Raw genomic sequence first — 23587 nt, 5'->3', positions numbered from 1 at the left:
TTTGTTGGGGTTCAACACTGGTGGACATGACCACCGCAACCGCCCTCTCGCGCTACGCCGACCTGCCTGCCCTCATCGGACTCATGGAGGGTGACGAGAAGCACAACGGAGCGGCCCACTCCACGCTCGACATCGTGTGGGTGCTCTACGACCGCGTGCTGTCGGTCACCCCCGACACCGCCGACGACCCGGCCCGGGACCGCTTCCTGCTCTCCAAGGGGCACGGACCCGCCGCCTTCTACGCCGTGCTCGCGGCCAAGGGCTTCCTGGACGTGCCGACGCTGCGCGGATGGACCGCCTTCGACTCGCCGCTCGGCCACCACCCGGACCGGCTGCTCGTCCCGGGGGCGGAGATCGGCAGCGGGTCGCTCGGCCACGGACTGCCCCTGGGGTTGGGCAGCGCGCTCGGCCTGCGCGCCCAGGGGATCCGCCGCCCCGACGGGACCGAACCCCGCGTCGTGGTGCTCGTCGGCGACGGCGAACTCGACGAGGGCAGCAACCACGAGGCCATCGCGGTCGCCGGACGGCTCGGTGTGGACAACCTCACCGTCGTCGCCGTGGACAACGCCTCGGCCAGCCACGGGTGGCCGGGCGGGATCGGCGCCCGCTTCGGGATCGAGGGCTGGGAGGCCCGCGACGTCTCCGGACGCGACCACGACGCCCTGTACGGCGCGCTCACCCGCCCCCACCCCGGACGGCCGCTGGCCGTCGTCGCCCGCGTCCGTTCCTAGGAGAGCCCCATGCGTGACACCTTCGCCGCCACCGTCAACCGGGCCATGGACACCGACCCGCGCCTGACCGTCGTCCTGGCCGCCATCTCCGCGGGCATGTTCCGCGGCGCCGCCGCCCGGCACCCCGGCCGGGTGATCGACGTGGGCATCCGGGAGCAGGCCATGATCGGAGTGGCCGGGGGACTGGCCCTGACCGGGATGCGCCCGGTCGTGCACAGCTACGCGCCGTTCCTGGTGGAGCGGCCCTTCGAACAGCTCAAGCTGGACCTGGGCCACCAGGGCGTGGGCGCCGTCCTGGTGAGCATCGGCGGCTCCTACGACGCCGCGGAGGAGGGGCGCACCCACCAGGCGCCCGGCGACGTGGCCCTGCTGGACACCCTGCCGGGGTGGACCGTGTACGCGCCGGGGCACCCCGACGAGGTGCACGCCGCCCTGGAGGCCGCCCTGCCCGGCGAGGACCGCGTGTACGTGCGCCTGTCGGGGACCGCCAACCGCGCGGCGATGCCGCTGGACGGACGCCTCGGCGTCGTGCGCACGGGCTCGCCGCGCTCGGCCGGGGTGGTGGTGGCGGTCGGGCCGATGCTGGACCGGGTGCTGGAGGCCACCGCAGACCTGGACGTGACGGTCGCCTACACGGCCACCGTGCGCCCCTTCGACCGCGAGGGGCTGAGCGCGCTCGTCGGCGCGGCGGGCAACGCCGACGTGCTGGTGGTGGAGCCCTACCTGAGCGGGACCTCGGCGCACGAGGTCGCCGCGGCGCTGGCCGACCGGCGCCACCGCCAGCTCGGCCTGGGCGTGGCGCGGGACCGCGAGGTGCGCGCCTACGGGACCCCGGCGCAGCACGCCCGGGAGCACGGGCTGGACACCGAGGGCATCGCCAAGTCCGCCCGTGCGTTCTTCCTCGTGTGACCCGCTTGCCGGTGTGACCGGCCCTCCCGTGTGACCCGCCCGCCGCCGCGGCGGGCGGGACGATCACCCGGACCCGCCCGGGGCCCTGCGTGGTGCGGCCCCGGGCGCCCCTCGGGTCCGTTACTTGACGGCGCCCATCGACAGGCCGCGCACGAGCTGGCGCTGGGCCGTCCAGCCGATCACCACGATGGGCAGCGAGGCCATGACGGCCGCCGCCGCCAGCTGCGCCACGAACAACCCCTCGCTCGTGATGAAGCCGGTCAGGAACACCGGGACGGTCGCGGCCCGTGCGGCGGTCAGGTTGACGGCGAAGAAGAACTCGTTCCAGGCGAAGATCATGCAGATCAGCGCGGTCGCCGCGATGCCCGGGGCCATCACCGGCATCATCACCGACCACAGCACGCGCGCCAGCCCGGCGCCCTCCACCCGGGCCGCCTCCACGATCGCCTTGGGCACCTCCAGGAAGAACGACCGCAGCATCCACACCGCGATGGGCAGGTTCATCGCCGTGTACAGCACCACCAGGGTCCACACGTTGTCCAGCATCGACAGCTGCGAGGCGGCGACGTAGATCGGCACCACGACCGCCACCACCGGCAGCATCTTCGTCGAGATGAAGAAGAACAGCACGTCCTGGGTCCGCTTGACCGGGGCCACCGACAGCGCGTAGGCGGCGGGCAGCCCGAGCAGCAGCACCAGGAGCGTGGACGCCAGGGTGGCGATCATCGAGTTGCCCAGGTACGGCAGGAAGTCCGCGCCCAGGACGGTGGTGAACCGGTCCAGCGTCGGCTGGAAGAAGAGCGTCGGCGGGTCGGTCGCGGCCTGGTTCTCCTCCTTGAACGCGGTCAGCACCAGCCACAGCACCGGGAACACGAAGACCAGTCCCACGGCCCACGTGAACGCGGTCAGGGCGGCGCTGCCCAGCCGTGCCCGGGAGCGGCGGGCCTCGCGCGGCGCGCGTGCGGCGACGGCGCCGCCTCCGGCGCCCGCGGGGCGTTCGGGGGCTCGGGCGGTCACGAGCTCACCTCCTGTGCGTTCATGAACGTGCGGAAGATCAGCCGCAGGGCCAGCGTCGCCACGATGATGGTGCCGACCACCACCACGACGCCCATGGCCGCGGACTGGCCGATGTCGAACCCGAGGAAGGTCCGCTGGTAGACGTAGAAGGGCAGGTTGGAGCTCGCGGTGCCCGGCCCGCCCTGGGTCATCATGTAGATCGTGTCGAAGGTGTTCACCACGTAGACCGACCCCAGCAGCACGCCCAGCTCGATGTAGCGGCGCAGGTGCGGCAGGGTGATCCAGGCGAACATCTGCCACCGGGACGCGCCGTCGACCTGGCCCGCCTCCAGCACGTCACCGCCCTGGCTCTGGAGTCCCGCCAGCACCAGCAGCATCATGAACGGCGTCCACTGCCAGACCAGCGCGGCCACCACGGAGAACACGGGCGCCTGGGAGACCCAGTCGAACGACTCGACCCCGAACGGCGACAGCACGAAGTTCACCAGGCCGAACACCGGCTCCAGCATGATGTGCTTCCACAGCAGGGCCGTGGCCACGGGCAGGATCAGGAACGGGGTGATGACGAGCGTGCGCACCACGCCGCGCCCCCGGAACTTCCGGTCCAGCAGCAGCGCCAGTCCGATGCCCAGCAGCATCGCCACCACGACGCAGGAGGCGGTGATCAGCACCGTGTTCGCCGCCGCGCCCAGGAACTGCCGGTCGGTGAAGACCGCCGCGTAGTTGGCCAGGCCCACCCACGCCTGGGAGTCCGGCCGCAGCAGGTTCCACGAGCGCAGCGAGTACACGACCGTCGCCAGGAACGGCAGCTGGGTGACGACCAGCATGAACACCAGGGCGGGCAGCAGCGGGGCCCGGCGGGCCCATCCGCCCTCGCCGCGGCCCCGCCTCGGCCGCTCGGGCGGCGTCGTCGCCGCGGGCGCCTCGCGCGCGGGCGCGGTCACAGCGCTCATCGGTCGTCCTCCTTGTAGGTCTCACCGACGACCTCGGCGTACTCCTGGCTCTGTTCGAGCGCCTGCTCGACGGTGATCTGCCCGGCTATGGCCGCGCTCAGCTGCTGGCTGACCCGGGTGCCCAGGTCCTGGAACTCGGGGATGGCGAGGAAGCCGATGCCCTCGTAGGGGACCGGACGCGTGCCCGGGTCCTCGGGGTCCGCCTCCTGGATGCCCTGGAGCATCGGATCGGCGTAGGCTCCCGCCACCTCCTGGTACTCGGGTACCTCGAACGTGGAGAGCCGGTTGCCGGGCGGCACCCGCTGCCAGCCGTACTCCTCGGCGACGGTGCGGACGTAGTCCTTGTCGGTCATCCACTCCAGGAACGCCCACGCCTCCTCCTTGTGCTCGGAGGTGGAGGGGATGCCCAGCGCCCAGGTGTAGAGCCAGCCGCCGTAGTCGGTCTCGGCCACCGGCGCCGCCGCGTAGCCGTTGAGCCCGGCCACGGTCGCGGAGTCCGGGTCCTCGATGGTGCTGACCATGGAGGTGGAGTCGTAGAACATGGCCGCGCGGCCCTGGGAGTAGCGGTTCAGGCAGTCCCCGAACCCGCTGTTGGCGGCGCCCGGCTGGCCGTGCTCGCGCGCCAGGTCCACGTAGAACTCGGCCGCGCGCCGGAACTCGGGGGAGTCGATCTCGGCGTTCCAGTCCTCGTCGTACCAGCGCCCGCCGAAGGTGTTCAGGAGGCTGTTGAAGGGGCTCAGCACCTCGCCCCAGCCCGCGAGGCCGCGCAGGCAGATCCCCGAGACCCCCGGCTCCACGCCGTCGAGCTCCGCGGCCAGGTCCGCCACCTCCTCCCAGGTGGGGTTCTCCGGCATCTCCACGCCGGCCTCCTCGAACAGGTCCTTCCGGTAGGCGAGGAAGGAGGACTCGCCGTAGAAGGGCACCGAGTACATGTCGCCCTCGTAGGACAGGTCCTCGCGGATGGAGGGGATGAAGTCCTCGTGGTCGTAGCCCTCGGCGGCGTCGATGGAGGGCTGCAGGTTCTCCAGCCAGCCGTACTCGGCCCACTGGCGGGTCTCGTAGTTGCTGATCATGACGACGTCGAACTCGCCCCCGCCGGTCGCCACGGAGGTGGTGATCTTGGCGCGGGCCTCGTTCTCCGGCAGGGACACGAAGTCGATCCCGATGCCGGGGTGCTCCTCGCGGAACTGCGACTCCAGCGAGATCGCGTCCTGCATCTGCGGGTTGGACACGATCGCGACGGTCAGCCGGACGGTGCCGTCCTCGGAGGAGAGCGCGCCCATTCCGGCGCACCCGGTGAGCAGCAGTCCGGAGGCGGCCACGGCGGTCGCCCGGACGGCGTAGGTGGTGTGCACGTTCGCTGCCTTCCCGGGTCAGGCGGTCTCGTCGGGGACGATCTGGACCTTCACCCCGGTGCCCGCGCGCATCATGGCCAGCGCCTCGGGGAACTTCTCCAGGGGCAGGGCGTCGGTGAGCAGCGGAGCGGTGCGCACGGCCCCGGCGCTGATGAGGTCCACGGCCGCCCCGTAGCTGTTCAGCACGGCCATGGAGCCCACGACGGTGATCTCGTCGTTGTAGATCCGGAACGGCGACAGCGCCACGCGGGCGGCCTCGTCGGCGACACCGAAGACCAGCAGGCGCCCTCCCCGCCTCAGCGAGTCGAAGGCCGCCTCGATGGCCGGGGGCGCGCCGGTGACGTCCACCGCGGCGTCGAAGCGCTCGTCGCCCAGCTCGGAGGTGTCCGTCGCGGTGGCGGCGGCGCCGAGGTCGGCGGCGATGGCCAGGCGGCGGGTGTTGCGGTCGACCACGGTCACGCGGGCGCCGGAGTTCTGCAACAGCTGCTGGAGGAGCAGGCCCATGGTCCCGGCGCCCACCACCAGGAAGCGCTCGCCGTTCTCCACCCCGATGCGCCGGACGCCGTGGACCGCGCACGAGAGCGGCTCGACCAGGGCGCCCTCGCGCATGCTCACCGAGTCGGGCAGGCGGTAGCAGTTGGCGGCGGGGACGGCCACGTACTCGGCGAACGCGCCGTCCACGGTGTCGCCGATCGCGCCCCAGTTGGCGCACAGGTTGCCCCGTCCGGCGCGGCAGTACTCGCAGTGCCCGCAGAACAGGGAGGGGTCCACGGCCACCCGGTCGCCCGGGCGCAGGTCCCCCGGGGCGTTCTCGCCGACGGCCGTGACCGTTCCGGCGAACTCGTGCCCGGGCACCAGCGGGTAGGGGCTGGGCGGGAACTCGCCGTCGGCGATGTGCAGGTCCGTCCCGCAGATCCCGCAGGCGCCGACCCGGACCACCACGCCGTCGGCGGCGGGGTGCGGGTCGGGGCGGTCCCCCACGGTGACGGAGCCCGGTTCGGTGATGATGGCGGCACGCACGGTTGGGAACCTCCTGTTGGACGCTCATGTGAGCGACGTGAGTCACATATGTTTCGAACATTGAACTCCCATCGGAAACGCGCTGTCAATGGATCGGGCACATTCGAGTACACTCCTGCACGTATGAGCGATCAGCGTGGTGAGGTTCAGGAGACGGCCCCCAGCGGCCCCGCGGAGATGGTGCGGCTCGCCGCCATCGCCCGCAGGTTCTACCTGGACGGGCGGTCCAAGGTGGAGATCGCCGAGGAGTTCGGCCTGAGCAGGTTCAAGGTCGCCCGGGACCTGGAGGCCGCCCGCAGCAGCGGGATCGTGCGCATCGACATCCGCCTGCCCGCCCGGCTGGACGGGGAGCTGTCCGAGCGCATGCGCGCGGCCTTCGGCCTGCGCCGGGCGATCGTCGTGGACGCCCTGGAGGACCCGCGGGACACGCGCCGGGCGCTGGGGTCGGTGGCGGCGCGGCTGCTGTCGGAGATCGTGCGGCCCGACGAGGTGCTGGGGCTGGCCTGGAGCAGGTCGCTCCAGCTGATGGGCCTGGACATGGTCGACCTGCCCCGCTGCACGGTGGTGCAGCTCAACGGCGTGCTGTCCGAGCAGGCGGAGGGCGGCGGATCGGTCGAGACCGTGCGCCGGGCGGCCGCGCTCTCGGGCGGACCCGCGTACCCGATCTACGCGCCGCTCATCCTGCCGGACGCCGCGACGGCGGCGACGCTGCGCGCCGACCCGGGCATCGCCTCCGCGTTCGCGCACTTCGACCGCCTCACGACGGCCGTGGTGGCCATCGGGGGCTGGGACGAGCGCAACTCGACCGTCTTCCAGGCGCTGGACCCGGACTCGCGGGCCAGGTACACCGCGCTGGGCGTGCGCGCGGAGATGTCCGCCCAGCTGTTCGACGCCGACGGGCGCCAGGTGCACTCCGACCTGGACGAGAGGGTCATCAGCGTCCGGGCGGACCAGCTGCGCCGGGTGCCCGAGGTGGTGGCGGTCGCCGGAGCCGGGGACGAGGCCAAGGCCAGGGCGATCGGCGCCGCGCTGCGCAGCGGCCTGGTGTCCACGCTGGTGACGGACGACTCCGTGGCCCGGCTGCTGCTCGACGGGGAGCAGCCGGAGGCGGAGTGAGGACCGGCCGCCGCCCCGGGGGAGCGGCGGCGGTCAGCGCACCACGGCACTGCCGCCACAATGGACAGTGATGAATCTGGTCAATCTTCAGGACGTGTCCCTGGCCTACGGGCCGCTCGTACTCCTCGACAAGGTGTCGCTCGGCGTCGACGAGGGTGAGCGCATCGGCGTCGTCGGCCGCAACGGCGGCGGCAAGTCCACGCTCATCTCCGTGCTCTCGGGCATCACCGAACCCGACTCCGGGCGGGTGGTGCACAACCGCGGGCTGCGCATCGGCTTCCTGCACCAGCGCGACACCTTCCCCGACTCCACGGTCGGGGAGTTCGTCCTGGGCGACCGGGCCGAGCACGAGTGGGCGGGCGACGCCCGCGTCCGCGACATCCTGCGCGGACTCCTCGGCGGCTGGGCCCTGGACACCCCCATGAGCGGCCTCTCCGGCGGCGAGCGCCGCCGCTCCGGCCTGGCCCGGCTCCTGGTGGACGACCACGACCTCATCGTCCTGGACGAGCCCACCAACCACCTCGACATCGAGGGCATCGCCTGGCTCGCCGAGCACCTGCGCGCCCGTCCCGAGGCGCTCGTGGTCGTCACCCACGACCGCTGGTTCCTGGACGCCGTCACCACCCGCACCTGGGAGGTCGGGCGCGGCGCGGTCGAGCGCTACGAGGGCGGCTACGCCGCCTACGTCCTGGCCAAGGCCGAGCGCGAGCGCCAGGCCGCCGCGTCCGAGGAGCGCCGCCAGAACCTCATGCGCAAGGAGCTGGCCTGGCTGCGCCGCGGCGCCCCGGCGCGCACCTCCAAGCCCAAGTTCCGCATCGAGGCGGCCAACCAGCTCATCGCCGACGAGCCGCCGCCCCGCGACACCGTCGAACTGGTCAAGTTCGCCAGCTCCCGGCTCGGCAAGACCGTCATCGACCTCAAGAACGTGTCGGTGGCCGTCCCCGACCGGACCCTGCTCGACCACCTCACCTGGCAGCTGGGCCCCGGCGACCGGGTCGGCCTGGTCGGGGTCAACGGCGCGGGCAAGTCCACCCTGCTCAAGGTCCTGGCCGGGGAGCGCGAACCCGACTCCGGCACCGTGCGCACCGGCCGGACCGTCAAGCTCGCCCACCTGTCCCAGAACGTCGCCGAACTCGACCCCGCCGCCCGACCCCTCCAGGCGGTCATGGACGTGCGCGAGCACATCACCATCGGCAAGCGCGACTACACCGCCAGCCAGATGCTGGAGCGGTTCGGGTTCCGCGGGGAGCGCCAGTGGACCCCGATCGGCGACCTGTCCGGCGGTGAGCGCCGCCGCCTCCAGCTGCTGCGCCTGCTCATGGACGAGCCCAACGTGCTGCTGCTGGACGAGCCCACCAACGACCTGGACATCGAGACCCTCACCGAGCTGGAGGACCTGCTCGACGGCTGGCCCGGGTCCCTGGTGCTGGTCAGCCACGACCGGTACTTCCTGGAGCGCATCACCGACCGCGTGCTGGCCCTGATGGGCGACGGCGGCCTGGCCTTCCTGCCCGGCGGCGTGGACGAGTACCTCCAGCGCCGCGCGGCCAGCGCGGGCGAGGCCACCGTGCCGCTGGGCGCCTCCGAGACCGCCGCGGCCCAGGCCCCGGCGGAGGGGCCCGCGGTGTCCGCGGCCGAGCGGCGCGCCGCGCAGAAGGAGATGCAGCGCGTCGAGCGGCGCATGGACCGCATCGCCAAGCGCGAGGGGGAGCTGCACGAGCTGATGGCCGCCGCGGCCGAGGACTACACCCGGCTCGCCGAACTCGACGCCGAGGCCAAGGCCCTGGCCGTCGAGCGCGGGGAGCTGGAGGAGGTCTGGCTGGAGCAGGCCGAACTCGTCGGGGAGTGAGGCCGCGGCGAGCCTGACCGCGAAGGACGCCCGGCCGGAGCACCCCGGCCGGGCGTTCGGCTTCGAGGGCGCGGACGCCGGCCCCGGCCGTCACTTCCCGTAGTGGTAGCGGCAGGCGGCTATCCGGATCTCATCCCCGCTGATCTTGTGCACCAGCCGGTGTTCGTCGGTGATGCGACGGGACCAGTAGCCCTGGAAACCGTGCCGCAGCGGCTCGGGTTTGCCCATACCGTCGTTTCCGTTGCGGTCGATGTCCTTGATCAGGGCATTGATGCGTTTGAGGATCCTGTGGTCCTGTCCCTGCCACCAGACGTAGTCCTCCCACGCGCTCTGTGCCCAGACGAGTCTCATTCGGCCAGGTCCCGTTCCATGCCCTGGTCGGACTCGAGCTCCTCGATGGCGGTGACCAGGCGCCGCGCGTTCTCCGAGCTGCGGAGGAGGTAGGCGGTCTCCTTGAGGGTCTCGTACTCCGACAGCGCCATCATGACCACGGGCTCGTGTCCGGCTCTGGTGATCACCACCTCCTCGCGGTCGTCGACGACGGAGTCGAGCGTGGCCGCGTAGTTGGCACGGGACTCCGAGTAGCTCATCGTCTTCACGTCCGGCCTCCAGTGCTGTGACGTACAAGGAGTTCTCATCGTACAAGATTGCGTACGTCGGTGCTGGACATTGTCCTGGGACATCCATGGGAGGCGGGACGGTTGTCCACGAGTACGTCGGAACGGCCCGCGCGGAGGCGCGGTGCGCGGACGGCGCGGCTGGACCGGGACCCTTTCCTGAGAAAGAATCCGAGCCACGGCGGCGCGTGCTCCGAATACGTCGTGAAGCACCGCGCCGCGCGGTGGGCGTCGGCGCCCCGGCAAGCAAGGAGATGGACGCGGATGAGCGACCTGGACGAGATCCCGGTGACCCTGATCGACGGACGCGAGACGACGTTCGGCGAGTGGTCCGGCAAGGTGAGGCTGGTGGTCAACGTCGCCTCGCGCTGCGGCTACACCCCGCAGTACGAGCGGCTGGAGAAGCTCCAGCACCAGTACGGCGACCGGGGCTTCACCGTGCTCGGCGTGCCCAGCAACCAGTTCCTCCAGGAGTTCGGCAGCGAGGAGAAGATCGCCGAGTACTGCTCGGCCACCTGGGGCGTCACCTTCCCCATGACGGCCAAGGCCAGGGTCAACGGCAGGCAGCAGCACCCGCTCTACGCGGCGCTCTCCTCCGCCGAGGACGAGGACGGCAAGGCCGGGAAGGTCAAGTGGAACTTCGAGAAGTTCCTCGTCCTCCCCGACGGCGCCGTGCACCGCTTCCGCAGCTCGACCGAGCCCGACGACCCCAGGGTCACCGCGCTCATCGAGAAGGCGCTCCCCGGCGACGCGGGGTAGCCGGAGCCGCCCCCGCCCGCCCCCCGGCGGCCCGCCCCGAACGCGGCCGCCGGGTCCGGCCGGGTCACTCGGCCCGGTCCACCTGCCGGGCGAAGACGGCGGCGATCTCGCGCGCGCCCTCCTCGTTGGGGTGGATGTCCGGGCCCCGCTCGCCGTGGCACATCCACGTCAGATCGCAGACGTTCTGGAGGTTGGCGGGCAGCCCGGTCTCACTGCCCCGGGGCACCTCCTGATTGGTGGACTCGAAGACCGCGTCCACCTCCGCCACGTCGATCCCCTCCGCCCGGTAGGCCTCGGCGATCGTCCCGTTGACCTCCAGCAGGATGTCCACCGCCTCCTCGGCCAGACCCCCGCGCGCCTCGGTCTCGGGGAAGAGCTCCTCGGCCTCCTCCGCCGCCGCGGTCGCCTGCTGGGCGGGGTCCCCGTCCAGCAGCAGGAAGGCCAGGAACGGGTTGTAGTAGGTCATCCCGATGATCTGCGTGTCCGGCCCCGCCGCCTCGCGCAGCCGCTCGGCGATCTCGGGGGTCTCCTCCCGGAGCCGGTCCAGGCCCCCCTCCACGCACGCGCGGTCGATGTCCACGTCCCCGGAGTCGGGGGCCTGCCCCTCGGGGGTGTTGATCCCCCGCACGCAGCGGGTGAAGTTGTTGGCGCCGATGGTCAGCGTCACCAGGTCCACCTCGCCCTCGTGCCCGGCCAGGAAGGCCTCGGCCTCCTCCAGCTGCGAGCCGTGCTCGTAGCGCGGGTCGCAGCCGGGCAGCCCGCCCTCCGTGAAGGTGGTGGTGTCCTCGCCCGCGCACCCCATCCGCTCGTGCCGCAGCCCCGGGCGCTCCTCCTTCAGAGTGCGGTACAGGACGTCGGTGTAGCCCTCTGAGGTCTCCACCGGTCTGCCGTTCTCGTCGGGCTGCACGCCCACGCTGATCGAGTCGCCCAGCGACAGGTAGCGGCCGCCTGGGTCCGCCCCGCCGTCCTCGGCGCCCCCGCCGTCAGCGCCCCCGCCACCGCTGCCCGAGCACCCCGCGACCAGCACGGCCGCGGCCGCCGCGGCCATCCAACGGACCCGCACGTGTCCCCCCGAACGATCGACTGCGCGTACCGGGGCTGCACTACCCCGGGACGCGCGGTTCTCACGCGGTGCGGCCGTGCGGCGTCCGACACACGGAGGCGGGCCCGCCTTCGGGGGGCGGGGGAGGAGTACGCGCCGGTCAGCGGACCCGTTCGGCGGAGACGGCGGCGACCTCCCGCGCGCCCGCCCCGCCGGTGCGGACGTCCGGACCCCGGTGGGAGACGGGTCCCGCCCGGTGCCTAGCCCTGCTGCGCGTCGGGGCCCCTGTCGAGGGGCGCCAGGAGGCGTCTCAGTAACGATGCCAGCTGTTCGCGGTCGCCGTCGGCCATCGGCGCCAGCAGGGTCTCCTCGTAGCTCAGGAGCGACCTGAGGGCCGCGTCGATGCGCTCGGCGCCCTGCTCGGTCAGCCGGACCAGCACCCCGCGCTTGTCGGCGGGGTCGGGGCGGCGCCGCACGAGCCCGGCCGCGGCCAGCCGGTCCACCCGGTTGGTCATGGTCCCCGAGGTCACCAGGGTGGCGCGCAGGAGCCGTCCGGGGCTCAGCTCGTACGGGGGTCCGGAGCGGCGCAGTTCGGCGAGCACGTCGAACTCCCAGGGCTCCAGGTCGTGCTCGGTGAAGACGGTGCGCCGGGCGCGGTCCAGGTGGCGCGCGAGCCGCGACACCCGGCTGAACACCTCCAGCGGCGTCACGTCCACGTCGGGGCGTTCGGAGCGCCACGCCTCGATCAGCCCATCCACCTCATCGCGCATGGGGACAGCTTATCTCTTGACATCAAGATAGTGGGGCGGGTATGCCGTGCACACCCGCCCCACAGGTCGAGAGGACCTTCCGGCGTCAGCCCGTCCCGCGCTTGCCAGGGCTCAGCCTCGGCTTCGGCTCCAGGCTCGACAGCCCGTTCCAGGCCAGGTTGACCAGGTGCGCGGCGACCACCTCGCGCTTGGGCCTGCGCACCTCCAGCCACCACTGGCCGGTCAGGGCCCACATCCCCACCAGGGCCTGGGCGTACATGGGGGCGAGCGCCGGGTCGTAACCCCGTTCGGCGAACTCGTCGACCATGATGTGCTCGACCTGGCTGGCGATGTCGTTGAGCAGGCTGGCGAAGCTTCCCGTGCCGGAGGCCGCGTGCGAGTCCCGGGTCAGCACCCGGAACCCCACGGTGTTCTCCTCCACGTACCGCAGCAGGGCCAGGGCCGCGTTCTCGATCTTGCTCCGGGCGCCGTCGGCGGAGAGGGCCTCGCCCATCATCGCCAGGAGGGTGCGCATCTCGCGGTCGACCACGACCGCGTAGATGCCCTCCTTGCCGCCGAAGTGCTCGTACACCACGGGTTTGGACACACCGGCCCGCGCGGCGATCTCCTCGACGGAGGCCGCGTCGAACCCGCGTTCGGCGAACAGCTCCCGTCCGATCTCCACGAGCTGTTGCCGACGCTCCTTGCCCGTCATGCGCTTGCGGCGCACACGGATCCTCTGATCGCTGTCGGCTGCTCCCATGATGGCTACCGATCCTAGACGCTGACCCGCTTGGCGGCGAGTCGTTCGTTGTTGGGCCAGCGGACCTTGGAGGCCCAGCCGAACTTCTCGAAGAACCAGATGACGCGGGCGGAGATGTCGATCTGGCCCTTGAGCACGCCGTGGCGGGCGCAGGTCGGGTCGGCGTGGTGCAGGTTGTGCCAGGACTCGCCGAAGGACGGGATGGCCAGCCACCACACGTTGCGGGAGCGGTCGCGCACCTCGAAGTTCTCCTCGCCGATGGTGTGGCAGATGGAGTTGATCGACCAGGTGACGTGGTGCAGCAGCGCGACGCGGACCAGGCTGGCCCAGAAGAAGGCGGTGAACGCGCCCCACCAGGACATGGTGACCAGGCCGCCGATGAGCGCCGGGGCGCCCAGGGAGAAGAGCACGATCGGCACGAACAGCTTGTCGACCAGGACGATGTCCTTGTCCTTGAGCAGGTCGGGCGCGAAGCGGCGCGGCGAGGTCTTCTTGTCGTCCAGGTACATCCACGCCATGTGCGCGTAGTACAGGCCCTTGGCGACCGACTTCCAGTCGTCGCCGAAGCGCCACGGCGAGTGCGGGTCGCCCTCGGCGTCGGCGTACTTGTGGTGGCGGCGGTGGTCGGCCACCCACTTGATGACGCTGCCCTCGATGGCCAGCGAACCGGCGACCGCGAGCGCGATGCGCAGCGGGCGCTTGGCCTTGAACGAGCCGTGCGTGAAGTGGCGGTGGAAGCCCACCGTGATGCCCAGGCCGCTGATCAGGTAGAAGACCGAGGCGATGGCGACGTCGGTCAGGGTCAGGCCCCAGCCCCAGAAGAAGGGCAGCGAGGCCAGCAGGGCGATCAGCGGCACGAACACGAACGCGAAGACCGTGTACCGCTCGGCCTTGCCGCGCAGCTCGGGCTCGTACTCGGGGATCGCCTCGCGCTTGGGCTCTGTCTTCTCGGTCGGTAGCTCGGGAGCAGCGGTCATGGTTCTTCCTCGCTGTCGGGCAGTCGGTCGTCGTCGTGGTCAGGGCGGCGTCCGAACGACACCGAAGTGACCGCCGCGACGACCCAACCTATTCCTACGTAACCGTAACCTACGATGCCGTAGGTTTGGCAAGCCCTCCGGGAAAGGCGCTATGTTGGTGGCTGGCGCACGGGTGGCGTGGTCCACCCCGCGCGTTCCCGGATGATGTAATCGGCAGCATGTGGGGTTTTGGTCCCCATCGTCCAGGTTCGAGCCCTGGTCCGGGAGCCCTTCCGGCGTCCTCACGCGCACCCGCGCGTTTCCCCGCGCGCCGCGCGTCCCCGTGGATACGGACATACCCATCCGGAGCGGCGCATCTCACACCGAGCCTCCGGAAACCGCCGCCACAGGCGCGGCACGGCCAACCGCCGCTCACCCCCGCGTCACGCGCCCGTGGGGCGCCGGTGACGCACATGTATCCTTCCCATGTCGGCCGCTGGTCATCCGACGGCCGCCCGTGCGGCATGCGGGTCGCGCCGCCGAGGGGTGAGCCGACATCTCAGCCACCAGCTACCACGAGGGACTCCTCAGTGAGCGTGAACCGTCCGGCTGCCGTCATCGTCCTCGCGGCGGGCGAGGGCACCCGAATGAAGTCGAAGCTTCCCAAGGTCCTCCACGAACTCAACGGCCGCAGCATGCTCGGCCACGTGCTCGCGGCGGCGCGGGAACTCGACCCCCAGCACGCGGTCGTGGTCGTCGGCCACGCGCGTGAGCAGGTCAGATCCCATCTGGAGGAGATCGCCCCCCAGGCCGCCACCGCGGTCCAGGAGGAGCAGAACGGCACCGGCCACGCCGTGCGCATGGCGATCGAGGACCTGGCCGCCAAGGGCGTCAAGCTCAGCGGCACCGTGGTCCTGACCTGCGGCGACACCCCCCTCCTGCGCGGTTCCACGCTCGCGGAGCTCGTCGCGGCCCACGACGAGGAGGGCAACGCCGTCACGGTGCTCTCCGCGCGCGTACCCGACCCCCACGGTTACGGCCGCATCGTCCGCGACGCCGACGGCGACTTCACCGGCATCGTCGAGCACGCCGACGCCACCCCCGAGCAGCACGCGATCGACGAGATCAACTCGGGCATGTACGCCTTCGACGGCGCCCTGCTGTCCGAGGTCGTCCAGCGCCTGTCCACCGACAACGCCAAGGGCGAGGAGTACGTGACCGACGCGGTCTCCCTGCTGCGCGGCGACGGCCACCGGGTCGGCGCCTGGGCGGCGGACGACTGGCACGAGGTCCAGGGCGTCAACAACCGCGTCCAGCTCTCCGAGGCCCGCCGCGTCCTCAACGACCGGCTGGTCAACGAGCACATGCTCGCCGGGGTCACCGTCGTGGACCCCGCCACCACCTGGGTGGACGCCCGGGTCACCATCGGCCGCGACACCGTGATCGAACCGGGTACCCGGCTACTGGGCGCCACCTCCGTCGGCGAGGACGCCGTGGTCGGCCCCCGCGCGGACCTGAGGGACACGGTCGTCGGCGCGGGCGCCACGGTGCGCGAGACCACGGCGGACCGGGCCGAGATCGGCCCCGGGGCCTCCGTCGGCCCCTACACCTACCTGCGGCCGGGCACCCGCCTGGCCGAGCGGTCCAAGGCCGGAGCCTTCGTCGAGGTCAAGAACTCGAACGTTGGCGCCGAGTCCAAGATCCCGCACCTGACCTACGTGGGCGACGCGGACATCGGCGTGGGCAGCAACATCGGCTGCTCCTCGGTGTTCGTCAACTACGACGGGGTCAACAAGTCCCGGAGCGTCATCGGCGACCACGTCAGGATCGGCAGCGACAACACCATCGTCGCACCGGTCCGCGTGGGCGACGGCGCCTACTCCGGGGCGGGGACCGTGGTCCGCGACGACGTGCCGCCCGGTGCCCTCGCCGTTTCCGAGGGGCACCGCCAGCGCAACGTCGAGGGCTGGACCCGGCGCAAGCGCCCGGGCACGCCCTCCGCCGAGGCGGCGGAGCAGGCCGATCGGCACAGAGCCGACGACAAGCAGTGACTGTGGGGGAGAAACACGTGACCGGGATGAAGGCCACCGGCCAGAAGAACCTGATGCTCTTCTCGGGGCGCACGCACCCGAGCCTGGCCGAGGAGGTCGCGAAGGAACTGGGGATCGACGTGGTCCCCACCCGGTTCGACACCTTCGCCAACGGTGAGATCTTCGTCCGCTACCTGGAGTCGGTGCGCGGTTCGGACGCGTTCGTCATCCAGTGCCACTCCGACCCGATCAACGAGTCGATCATGGAGCAGCTGATCATGGTGGACGCGCTCAAGCGCGCGTCCGCCAAGAGGATCACCGTGGTGACCCCGTTCTTCGGCTACGCCCGCCAGGACAAGAAGCACCGCGGTCGCGAGCCCATCTCGGCCCGCCTCATGACCGACCTGTTCCGCACCGCGGGCGCGGACCGGATGATGGCCGTCGACCTGCACACGGACCAGATCCAGGGCTTCTTCGACGGCCCGGTGGACCACCTGTTCGCGCTGCCGATACTGGCCGACCACATCGCCGGCCGGGTCGACCAGTCCGAGATCACCGTGGTCTCCCCGGACGCGGGCCGGGTGCGCACCGCCGACCGCTGGGCGGACCGCCTCGGCGCCCCGCTGGCGATCATCCACAAGCGCCGCGACCCGGACGTGGCCAACCAGGTCCGGGTGCACGAGGTCGTCGGCGAGGTCAAGGGCCGCGTCTGCGTGCTGGTGGACGACATGATCGACACCGGCGGCACCATCGTCAAGGCCTCCGAGGCCCTGTTCGAGCAGGGCGCGGCCAAGGTCCTGGTGGCCGCCACGCACGGCGTGCTGTCCGGTCCGGCCGCCGAGCGCCTCCAGAACTCGCGGATCTCCGAGGTGGTCATCACCAACTCGCTGCCCGTTCCGGAGGAGCGCTCCTTCGAGAAGCTGACCCAGCTCTCGATCGCGCCGCTGGTGGCCCGCGCCATCAGCGAGGTCTTCACCGACGGCTCGGTCACGAGCCTGTTCGAGTAGACGTCGGGGGACGCGCGTCCCCCCGCCCGGGACCTCCCGAGGCCGCCCCGCCGGGCCGCCGCGGGAGGTCCCCGTCGTTCGCGGCCCGCCTCCGGACCGCGCCCGGCGGGCAGGGCGCGGTCCGGGGCGGCGCAGACGCTCTCCAGCGCGCTGACCGGCGCTTTCCGGGTCGGACGGGCCCGGACCGCGTCCCCGGGGCCCGACGGCCGTCTGGAGGGCCCCGGGCCGCGTCCGCCGCCGGTCGTGCCCCTCCCGGGCGTTAGCGCGGAGGCCGCCCGGCCGGCGGGTTTCTCTGGGGGCTTGTCCGGACCGGGGAGGGAATCGCGGGCCATGTTCGGAGTCGTCGGCGAAGCCATTAGACTTGACCGAGTGTCCCCGTGCCCAGGCGGAGCCCTAAGAAGGCTGCGTTCGGAAGGCGGGCAGGGGTGCGCGACGAGCGTTCCCGGGCCGGGCGGGTCCGGTGACGGCTCGCCGGGCACGCCTGGAACCAGGGCGGTCGCGTCCCTGCCTGAGGGCAGTCCCCGCCGCATTCCCCGCCGAGGGCGGGAATCGTTCGTGCTACTGGAGCCGTGTTCCCCGTTCTGCGGGGTTGAACCCGAGGAGTTTTGTCGTGTCCGAGGTACGTATCGCTGCCGAGCCCCGCACGGAATTCGGCAAGGGCGCCTCTCGTCGCGCCCGCCGCGCGGGTAAGGTGCCGGCCGTCCTCTACGGCCACGGCACCGAGCCCCGCCACCTGAACCTGCCGGGCCACGACCTCATGCTCGCCCTGAAGACCCCCAACGTCCTGATCCGCCTCGACGGCCTGGACAAGGACAACCTCGCCCTGCCCAAGAGCGTGCAGCGCGACGCCATCAAGGGCTTCCTGGAGCACATCGACCTGCTGGTCGTCTCCAAGGGCGAGAAGGTCGAGGTCGAGATCCCGGTCAACCTGATCGGTGAGGTCAAGGCCCCGGGTGTGCTCACCCAGGAGCTCGTCACCGTGGCCGTCGAGGCCGAGGCCACCCACATCCCCGAGGGCGTCGAGTTCGTCGTCGAGGACCTGGAGATCGGCGCCACCCCGACCGCCGCCGACGTCAAGCTGCCCTCCGGCGTCGCCCTGGTCACCGACCCCGAGGCCATCCTGCTCACCGTCTCCGCCCCGCGCGTGGAGGAGGAGCCGGAGACCAGCGAGGAGGCCGCCCAGGCCGCCGAGGGCGAGGGCGACGAGGCCGCCCAGGAGGCCGCCGCCGAGTAGGCGGTCACAGGCCACACACGGCGACGCGCGGTCTCCCGACAGGGGCCGCGCGTCCGTCGTGTCAGCCGCCGTCCCGGTAGGGTCGTGCCCCATGGGCAACTGGTGGGGCAGGCTGTTCGGCGGCAGGGGCTCCGGCGCGCGCGGCGCCGGGGACGCAAGCGTCGGCGGAGAGAACGAGGACATGGCCGATACCGAGCGCTGGCTCGTCGTGGGGCTGGGCAATCCCGGGCCCAAGTACGCCGGGAACAGGCACAACGCCGGATTCCTGGTGGTGGAGGCGCTCGCGGGCGGCGAGCGCTGGAAGGCGCACAAGGCGCACGCCGAGGTGGTGGAGACCCGCCTGGACGGCGTCCCCGTGGTGCTGGCCAAGCCGCGCAGCTTCATGAACCTGTCGGGCGGCCCGGTCTCCGGCCTGGCCCGCTTCTACAAGGTCCCGGTCGAGCGGATCGTCGTGGTGCACGACGAGATGGACATCGACTTCGGCGCGCTCAAGCTCAAGAAGGGCGGCGGGCCGGGCGGGCACAACGGCCTGAAGTCGATGACCTCGTCCCTGGCCAGCCCGGACTACATCCGCGTGCGCTTCGGGGTGGGCCGCCCGCCGGGCCGGATGGACCCGGCCGCGTACGTGCTCAAGGACTTCTCCTCCACCGAGCGGGCCGAACTCGACCTCAACGTCGAACGCGCGGCCGACGCGGTGCGCACGGTGCTCACCGAGGGCCTGGGCCGGGCGCAGAACATCTACCACACCGCCGCCTGACCCCCGCGGGGACGTGCGGCGCCTCGCCCGTCGGCGCGGGAACGGCGCCGACGGGCGAGGCGACGGGCGCGGTACCCGGCTACCGGCCGCGGCCCGGCCCGTCGTCCCCGGCCTCCCGCAGGAGCGACCTCAGGGTGAAGTAGGCGGGCTTGCGGTCGAAGTCGCCGTCCATGACGGTCGCCGCTCCCTCGCCCTCGAAGAACACCGGCACCCACGAGTACTTGTCGGTGAAGCCCCAGATGGTGAAGGAGTCGCAGCCCTCCACCGCCAGGCAGGCCTCCAGAGCCTGACCGTAGTAGTCGGCCTGCCGCTCCAGCTGCTCCCCGGTGGGTTCCCCGCCCTCGGGCACCGCCATGCGCACGTCCACCTCGGTCAGCGCCGTGCCCAGGCCGAGGTCGTCGAAGCGCCGGAGGTTCTCCTCCAGACCGGACGGGAAGCCGTACCGCATGCTCAGGTGCACCTGGGCGGAGAACCCGTGCACCGGCACGCCGTCCGCCAGCAGCTCCTGGACCAGTGCGTGGTAGGCGTCGCTCTTGGCGTTGACGTCCTCGACGCCGTAGTCGTTGAAGTACAGCTCCGCCGAGGGGTCGGCCTCGTGCGCCCAGCGGAAGGCGTCGGCGATGATCCCCGGTCCGAGTTCGCGGATCCAGATGTTGTCCCCGGTGCGCAGCTCCCCCGACTCGTCGAAGATCTCGTTGGCCACGTCCCACTGCGAGATCCGGCCCTCGTAGCGGCCGACGACGGTGGTGATGTGGTCGTGCAGGATCTCGCGCAGCTCCTCGTCGGTGAAGTCCCCCTCCTCCAGCCACGCCGGGTTCTGGCTGTGCCACAGCAGGGTGTGCCCGCGCACGTCCTGGCCGTTGCGCTCGGCGAAGTCCACGATCCTGTCGGCCATCCCGAACGCGTACTCGCCCGGCTCGGGGTGGATGTACTCCCACTTCATCTGGTTCTCGGGGGAGACCGAGCTGAACTCCCGGGCCAGGATGCGGCGGTAGCGCCGGTCCGAGGTGAAGGGGTCGGGGTAGTCCTGGTCCACGTGGTGCCCGCCGCCCGCGACGGCGGTGCCGATGACCAGGCCGTCGGGCGCGGCCCAGCGCAGCGTGCCCGGTTTCGCGTCGTGCCGGTGGTGGTGCGGCGGCCGGTGGCCGCCGCCGTGGTCGTGCCCGGGTGCGGCGGCCGCGGGGGCGGCCAGGGGGACCGCCAGCGCCGTCGCGGCGAGGACGGCGGTGACGAGGCGGAGCGGCTTCATGGGGGGAACTCCGATCTGGCGACCGACGGAACTTCCGGAAAGTTCCGTAAAATATGAAGGTCAATGGACCCTAGGTCGTCGCCGGGCGCAGCGTCAAGATCCCGTCTCGGCGCTGTCGCCCCGCCAGCTGTGCTCGTACTCTGGGTGAGCACGAAGGAGGACCATGTCCGACACCCCGTCCCGAGACGTCACGATCTCCGCCATCGCCGAGGAGGCGGGCGTCTCCGCGCCGACGGTCTCGCGCGTGCTCAACGGCCGGGGCGACGTCGCCCCCGCCACGCGCGAGCGCGTGGAGAGCCTGATCCGCGCCCACGGCTACCGGCGCCGCGGGGGCCGGCCCCGGGAGCGCGTCGGCCTGCTCGACCTCGTCTTCAACGACCTGGACAGCCCGTGGGCCGTCGAGATCATCCGCGGGGTGGAGGACGCCGCGCACGAGAGCGGGACCGGCATCGTGGTGTCGGCCATCCACCGCCGGGTCAGCTCCACCCGCCAGTGGCTGGAGAACGTGCGCTCGCGCGCCACCGACGGGGCGATCCTCGTGACCACGGACCTGGACCCCGAGCTGCGCGAGGAGCTGCGGGAGCTGCACGTGCCCGCCGTGGTCGTGGACCCGGTCGGCGTCCCGGACCTGGACACCCCCACGGTCGGCGTCACCAACTGGGCCGGGGGCCTCAGCGCGACCGAGCACCTGATCCACCTCGGCCACCGGCGCATCGCCTTCGTCGCCGGGCGCCCCGAGCTGTGGTGCAGCCGGGCCCGGCTCGACGGCTACCGGGCGGGCCTGGAGACGGCGGGGCTCGCGGTCGACGACGAGCTGGTCGTGCCGGGGGAGTTCGGCTACGAGTCCGGCTTCCGGGCGGGCGAGCGGCTGTTCGACCTCGCCGAACCGCCCACGGCCGTGTTCGCGGCCAGCGACCAGATGGCGCTGGGCGTCTACGAGGCGCTGCGCCGCCGCGGCCTGCGGGTGCCCGCCGACGTCAGCGTGGTCGGCTTCGACGACCTGCCCGAGGCGCGCTGGTCCTCGCCGTCCCTGACCACCGTGCGCCAGCCGCTGTCGGACATGGGCAGGCTCGCGGTGCGCACCGTGCACCGCCTGGTGCAGCGCGAGACCATCGAGAGCCCGCGGGTCGAGCTGGCCACCGAACTCGTCGTGCGCGACAGCACCGCCCCGCCTCCGTGAGGGGCGCGGGGAGGGGTGTCGGCGTTGACACCCCCGTGCGGCTCTCCTTAGGCTGATTTCGCCGGAATATTCCGGAAATCCCCCAGGCTCCGCACCAAGGAGACCAGCGTGACCACCACCCCCCGAGGAAAGACCGCGTCCCCCACCCGCGCCCGGCGGGGCCTGGCCGTCGCCATGGCCGGCACACTGCTCCTGCTCGGCGGCTGGAACGCCACCGGCGCCGCCGCCGAACCGGAGCCCGACGCCGTGAACTGGGTCGGCACCTGGGCGGCCGCGCCCACCGCCGCGCCCGCCACGGCCACCCCGGTCCTGCGCGACGAGACCGTCCGACAGGTCGTGCGTACCAGCGTCGGCGGCGACCGGCTGCGCCTGCGCCTGACCAACGAGTTCGGGGAGAGCGCCCTGCGCGTGGGCCGGGTGCACGTGGCCCTGCGCGCGGGCGCCTCGGGTACCGACATCGACCCGGCCACCGACCGCACCGTCACCTTCGGCGGCCGTACGTCGGTGACCGTCCCGGCGGGCGCCCCCCTGGTCAGCGACCCGGTGCCGCTGGAACTGCCCGCCCGCTCCGACCTGGTCGTGAGCATCCACCTGCCGGAGGAGACGCCGGTCACCACCCTGCACGCCTCCTCCTTCCAGGAGAACGCGGTGGCCGCGGGCGACGTCACCGGCGACGCGTCCGTCGAGGCGACCCGCACGCTCACCCAGTGGCACTTCCTGTCGGGGGTCAGCGTGCGGTCGCGCACACGGCTCGCCGACGCGGTCGTGGCCCTGGGCGACTCCATCACCGACGGCTCCGAGACCGAGGTCAACGCCAACCACCGGTGGCCGGACCTGCTCGCCCGGCGCCTGCCGCACACCGGCGTGCTCAACTCCGGGATCGGGGGCAACCGCCTGCTCCACGACCCCAACCCGCCCGAGGGCGGCGACGCCGAGGACTTCGCGGCCTTCTTCGGGCAGAGCGCCCTGCGCCGTTTCGACCGGGACGTGCTGGCCCAGCCCGGCGTAGGCCACGTCATCGTCCTGCTGGGGGTCAACGACCTGGGCCACCCCGGAACCGTGGCCCCGGTGTCGGAGACCGTCACGGCCGAGGAGGTCATCGGCGCCCACCGCCAGATCATCGCCCGCGCCCGCGCGGCCGGGCTGCGGGTCTACGGGGGCACCATCCTGCCGTTCCGGGGCGACACCCTCGGGTTCCACACCGAGGAGAACGAGGCCAAGCGCCAGGCGGTCAACGCGTGGATCCGCACGAGCGGGGAGTACGACGCGGTCATCGACTTCGACGAGGTGACGCGCGACCCGGACGACCCGCGGAGCCTGCTGCCCGCCTACGACAGCGGCGACGGCCTGCACCCCAACGACGCCGGTATGGCAGCCATGGCCGACGCCGTGCCGACCCGGCTCTTCCGCCCGGACCCGGAGGGCTAGGCAGTGTTTTTTTGGACCTCCGCTCCGCTTCGGTCCGTGTTCGGGCGCCCGGAGAACGGGAACCTTCGGCGCCTACGACGGGTTCGCTCGTGCCCACCCGTCGCCCACCACCACCCTCAAACGACGCCTACGGCGCAGTTCCCCCACTGGAACCCGTCTCCGGCCCCTCCAGAACCCCGTGGGCGCCCGAACCAACCCCCCACAAGCTGAGACCGGTTCAAAAAACAGACCCTAGCCGGACCGGGTACGGGCCCGCCTCAGCCGCGCACCAGGCGCCAGAAGGCCAGCGCGGCCTCCTCCGGCGCGGCGGCCCCCTCCGTCCCCTCCGCCTCCGAGGCCTCCCCCACACCGACCCAGTCGGCGATCACGCCGACCAGCGCCCCCGCCAGGTAGGCGGCGTGCGTGCGCACCGGCACGTCGTCGAACCCGGGCGGCCGCGCCCCCCGCGCGAACCGCGTGGCCAGCTCCTCGGCGAGCCGTCCCCGCAGCCGGTTCGTGAAGCGGGCGCTGCCGTGGTCCGACAGCATCCGGCGGTAGAGCACCGCGCTGTCCGCCACGTGGCCGAACAGTTCCACCAGCGGCCGCGGAGCCCGGTCGCGGGGCGCGTCCAGCGGGCACAGTGCCGCGCAGCGCGCCACGTGCGCGACGGCGCTCTCCATGGCGTCGGCGACCAGCGCGTCCAGGTCGGCGTAGTGCTGGTAGACGGTCGCGCGGTTGACCCCGGCCCGCCTGGCCACGGTGGAGACCGTGACCGCGCCGGACGGGCTCTCCGCGGTCAGTGTCAGCAGGGCGGTGCGCAGGCGCTCGCGGGTGCGCTGGACACGGGGGTCGTCGGGGTTCACGGAGGCAGTGTACGACACCTGTAT

Annotated in this window: 23 protein-coding genes; 11 read left to right on the top strand and 12 right to left on the bottom strand. The window is 72.2% G+C overall.

All coding sequences use genetic code 11. From position 1 onward, the window contains the following. The first annotated feature begins 26 nt into the window (after positions 1-26). Together AC0VX6_RS23990 and AC0VX6_RS23985 are read left to right on the top strand one after the other, a co-directional pair. Positions 27-731, top strand: coding sequence for a thiamine pyrophosphate-dependent enzyme (locus AC0VX6_RS23990; protein ID WP_274974763.1), 705 nt, complete (start codon positions 27-29; stop codon positions 729-731). Positions 732-740: 9 nt separating this feature from the next. Further along, positions 741-1640 carry a transketolase family protein gene (locus AC0VX6_RS23985; RefSeq protein WP_274974762.1) on the top strand — a complete coding sequence of 300 codons (900 nt, stop codon included), beginning with the start codon at positions 741-743 and terminating at the stop codon, positions 1638-1640. 120 nt (positions 1641-1760) lie between these two features. Here AC0VX6_RS23985 and AC0VX6_RS23980 read toward each other — a convergent pair whose 3' ends face one another. Genes AC0VX6_RS23980 through AC0VX6_RS23965 form a run of 4 tightly spaced genes read right to left on the bottom strand, consistent with a single transcriptional unit; the run spans position 1761 to position 5985 of the window. After that, complete coding sequence (locus AC0VX6_RS23980) at positions 1761-2657, bottom strand: carbohydrate ABC transporter permease (protein ID WP_274974761.1); 897 nt, start codon at positions 2655-2657, stop codon at positions 1761-1763. Continuing rightward, entirely contained in the window at positions 2654-3610 is a 957-nt protein-coding gene (locus AC0VX6_RS23975; protein WP_274974760.1) for a carbohydrate ABC transporter permease, read from the bottom strand. The genes AC0VX6_RS23980 and AC0VX6_RS23975 overlap by 4 nt, the downstream gene beginning before the upstream one ends. Then, complete coding sequence (locus AC0VX6_RS23970) at positions 3607-4965, bottom strand: ABC transporter substrate-binding protein (RefSeq protein WP_274974759.1); 1359 nt, start codon at positions 4963-4965, stop codon at positions 3607-3609. Before AC0VX6_RS23970 ends, AC0VX6_RS23975 begins: the two co-directional genes overlap by 4 nt. A gap of 18 nt (positions 4966-4983) precedes the next feature. After that, positions 4984-5985 (bottom strand): zinc-dependent alcohol dehydrogenase family protein, encoded by a 1002-nt coding sequence (locus AC0VX6_RS23965; RefSeq protein WP_274974758.1) that lies wholly within the window; start codon positions 5983-5985, stop codon positions 4984-4986. 177 nt (positions 5986-6162) lie between these two features. On the opposite strand from AC0VX6_RS23965, the gene AC0VX6_RS23960 reads away from it, so the two are divergent. Further along, positions 6163-7101 carry a sugar-binding transcriptional regulator gene (locus AC0VX6_RS23960; RefSeq protein ID WP_274978246.1) on the top strand — a complete coding sequence of 313 codons (939 nt, stop codon included), beginning with the start codon at positions 6163-6165 and terminating at the stop codon, positions 7099-7101. 70 nt (positions 7102-7171) lie between these two features. After that, positions 7172-8950, top strand: coding sequence for an ATP-binding cassette domain-containing protein (locus AC0VX6_RS23955; protein ID WP_475466150.1), 1779 nt, complete (start codon positions 7172-7174; stop codon positions 8948-8950). Positions 8951-9040: 90 nt separating this feature from the next. On the opposite strand, the gene AC0VX6_RS23950 is transcribed toward AC0VX6_RS23955, so the two are convergent. Both AC0VX6_RS23950 and AC0VX6_RS23945 read right to left on the bottom strand, forming a co-directional pair. Beyond that, positions 9041-9301: a Txe/YoeB family addiction module toxin gene (locus AC0VX6_RS23950; protein WP_475466149.1), complete on the bottom strand. Its 261-nt coding sequence runs from the start codon at positions 9299-9301 to the stop codon at positions 9041-9043. Beyond that, a complete protein-coding gene (locus AC0VX6_RS23945; RefSeq protein WP_475466147.1) occupies positions 9298-9549 on the bottom strand; it encodes a type II toxin-antitoxin system Phd/YefM family antitoxin in 252 nt (83 codons plus the stop codon). Before AC0VX6_RS23945 ends, AC0VX6_RS23950 begins: the two co-directional genes overlap by 4 nt. Positions 9550-9831: 282 nt before the next feature. Between AC0VX6_RS23945 and AC0VX6_RS23940 the strand changes: the two genes are divergently transcribed. After that, the gene (locus tag AC0VX6_RS23940; RefSeq protein ID WP_475466145.1) at positions 9832-10326 is read left to right on the top strand and encodes a glutathione peroxidase; all 495 of its coding nucleotides are present in this window, start codon (positions 9832-9834) and stop codon (positions 10324-10326) included. Between the two features lie 64 nt (positions 10327-10390). On the opposite strand, the gene AC0VX6_RS23935 is transcribed toward AC0VX6_RS23940, so the two are convergent. The 4 genes from AC0VX6_RS23935 to AC0VX6_RS23920 form a co-directional block, all read right to left on the bottom strand. Further along, positions 10391-11374, bottom strand: coding sequence for a GDSL-type esterase/lipase family protein (locus AC0VX6_RS23935; RefSeq protein WP_475469434.1), 984 nt, complete (start codon positions 11372-11374; stop codon positions 10391-10393). Between the two features lie 254 nt (positions 11375-11628). Next, entirely contained in the window at positions 11629-12138 is a 510-nt protein-coding gene (locus AC0VX6_RS23930) for a MarR family winged helix-turn-helix transcriptional regulator (RefSeq protein WP_274974752.1), read from the bottom strand. 85 nt (positions 12139-12223) lie between these two features. Continuing rightward, positions 12224-12880, bottom strand: a complete 657-nt coding sequence (locus AC0VX6_RS23925; protein WP_475466144.1) for a TetR family transcriptional regulator — start codon at positions 12878-12880, stop codon at positions 12224-12226. A 14-nt stretch (positions 12881-12894) separates the two neighbouring features. Beyond that, positions 12895-13857 (bottom strand): acyl-CoA desaturase, encoded by a 963-nt coding sequence (locus tag AC0VX6_RS23920; protein ID WP_475466143.1) that lies wholly within the window; start codon positions 13855-13857, stop codon positions 12895-12897. A gap of 569 nt (positions 13858-14426) precedes the next feature. Between AC0VX6_RS23920 and glmU the strand changes: the two genes are divergently transcribed. The 4 genes from glmU to pth all read left to right on the top strand — a co-directional run bounded on the left by glmU (position 14427) and on the right by pth (position 18864). Continuing rightward, positions 14427-15887, top strand: coding sequence for a bifunctional UDP-N-acetylglucosamine diphosphorylase/glucosamine-1-phosphate N-acetyltransferase GlmU (gene glmU, locus AC0VX6_RS23915; RefSeq protein ID WP_274974749.1), 1461 nt, complete (start codon positions 14427-14429; stop codon positions 15885-15887). 17 nt (positions 15888-15904) lie between these two features. After that, the gene (locus AC0VX6_RS23910; RefSeq protein WP_013154993.1) at positions 15905-16873 is read left to right on the top strand and encodes a ribose-phosphate diphosphokinase; all 969 of its coding nucleotides are present in this window, start codon (positions 15905-15907) and stop codon (positions 16871-16873) included. Positions 16874-17483: 610 nt separating this feature from the next. Then, positions 17484-18107 carry a 50S ribosomal protein L25/general stress protein Ctc gene (locus tag AC0VX6_RS23905; RefSeq protein ID WP_274974748.1) on the top strand — a complete coding sequence of 208 codons (624 nt, stop codon included), beginning with the start codon at positions 17484-17486 and terminating at the stop codon, positions 18105-18107. 91 nt (positions 18108-18198) lie between these two features. After that, positions 18199-18864: an aminoacyl-tRNA hydrolase gene (gene pth, locus AC0VX6_RS23900; RefSeq protein ID WP_274974747.1), complete on the top strand. Its 666-nt coding sequence runs from the start codon at positions 18199-18201 to the stop codon at positions 18862-18864. Between the two features lie 79 nt (positions 18865-18943). On the opposite strand, the gene AC0VX6_RS23895 is transcribed toward pth, so the two are convergent. Further along, positions 18944-20113, bottom strand: coding sequence for an endo-1,4-beta-xylanase (locus AC0VX6_RS23895; protein WP_475466139.1), 1170 nt, complete (start codon positions 20111-20113; stop codon positions 18944-18946). A gap of 163 nt (positions 20114-20276) precedes the next feature. Here AC0VX6_RS23895 and AC0VX6_RS23890 point away from each other — a divergent pair, with 163 nt between their 5' ends. Next, positions 20277-21293: a LacI family DNA-binding transcriptional regulator gene (locus tag AC0VX6_RS23890; RefSeq protein WP_212642792.1), complete on the top strand. Its 1017-nt coding sequence runs from the start codon at positions 20277-20279 to the stop codon at positions 21291-21293. Positions 21294-21401: 108 nt separating this feature from the next. After that, positions 21402-22721: an SGNH/GDSL hydrolase family protein gene (locus AC0VX6_RS23885; protein ID WP_475466137.1), complete on the top strand. Its 1320-nt coding sequence runs from the start codon at positions 21402-21404 to the stop codon at positions 22719-22721. Between the two features lie 257 nt (positions 22722-22978). On the opposite strand, the gene AC0VX6_RS23880 is transcribed toward AC0VX6_RS23885, so the two are convergent. Beyond that, positions 22979-23563, bottom strand: a complete 585-nt coding sequence (locus tag AC0VX6_RS23880) for a TetR/AcrR family transcriptional regulator (RefSeq protein ID WP_475466136.1) — start codon at positions 23561-23563, stop codon at positions 22979-22981. Positions 23564-23587 lie beyond the last annotated feature (24 nt).

The organism is Nocardiopsis sp. iso_25, from assembly GCF_056173305.1.
The sequence above is the reverse complement of the archived record's forward strand: the minus strand, read 5'-3'. Positions and strand labels throughout refer to the sequence as shown.

Bases quoted from the DNA above. Each gene is read 5' to 3' on its own strand.
- AC0VX6_RS23990 (WP_274974763.1), top strand. From the start codon at position 27: ATGACCACCGCAACCGCCCTCTCGCGCTACGCCGACCTGCCTGCCCTC.
- AC0VX6_RS23985 (WP_274974762.1), top strand. From the start codon at position 741: ATGCGTGACACCTTCGCCGCCACCGTCAACCGGGCCATGGACACCGAC.
- AC0VX6_RS23975 (WP_274974760.1), bottom strand. From the start codon at position 3,610: ATGAGCGCTGTGACCGCGCCCGCGCGCGAGGCGCCCGCGGCGACGACG.
- AC0VX6_RS23960 (WP_274978246.1), top strand. From the start codon at position 6,163: ATGGTGCGGCTCGCCGCCATCGCCCGCAGGTTCTACCTGGACGGGCGG.
- AC0VX6_RS23955 (WP_475466150.1), top strand. From the start codon at position 7,172: ATGAATCTGGTCAATCTTCAGGACGTGTCCCTGGCCTACGGGCCGCTC.
- AC0VX6_RS23950 (WP_475466149.1), bottom strand. From the start codon at position 9,301: ATGAGACTCGTCTGGGCACAGAGCGCGTGGGAGGACTACGTCTGGTGG.
- AC0VX6_RS23940 (WP_475466145.1), top strand. From the start codon at position 9,832: ATGAGCGACCTGGACGAGATCCCGGTGACCCTGATCGACGGACGCGAG.
- AC0VX6_RS23935 (WP_475469434.1), bottom strand. From the start codon at position 11,374: ATGGCCGCGGCGGCCGCGGCCGTGCTGGTCGCGGGGTGCTCGGGCAGC.
- AC0VX6_RS23930 (WP_274974752.1), bottom strand. From the start codon at position 12,138: ATGCGCGATGAGGTGGATGGGCTGATCGAGGCGTGGCGCTCCGAACGC.
- AC0VX6_RS23925 (WP_475466144.1), bottom strand. From the start codon at position 12,880: ATGGGAGCAGCCGACAGCGATCAGAGGATCCGTGTGCGCCGCAAGCGC.
- AC0VX6_RS23920 (WP_475466143.1), bottom strand. From the start codon at position 13,857: ATGACCGCTGCTCCCGAGCTACCGACCGAGAAGACAGAGCCCAAGCGC.
- pth (WP_274974747.1), top strand. From the start codon at position 18,199: ATGGGCAACTGGTGGGGCAGGCTGTTCGGCGGCAGGGGCTCCGGCGCG.
- AC0VX6_RS23895 (WP_475466139.1), bottom strand. From the start codon at position 20,113: ATGAAGCCGCTCCGCCTCGTCACCGCCGTCCTCGCCGCGACGGCGCTG.
- AC0VX6_RS23890 (WP_212642792.1), top strand. From the start codon at position 20,277: ATGTCCGACACCCCGTCCCGAGACGTCACGATCTCCGCCATCGCCGAG.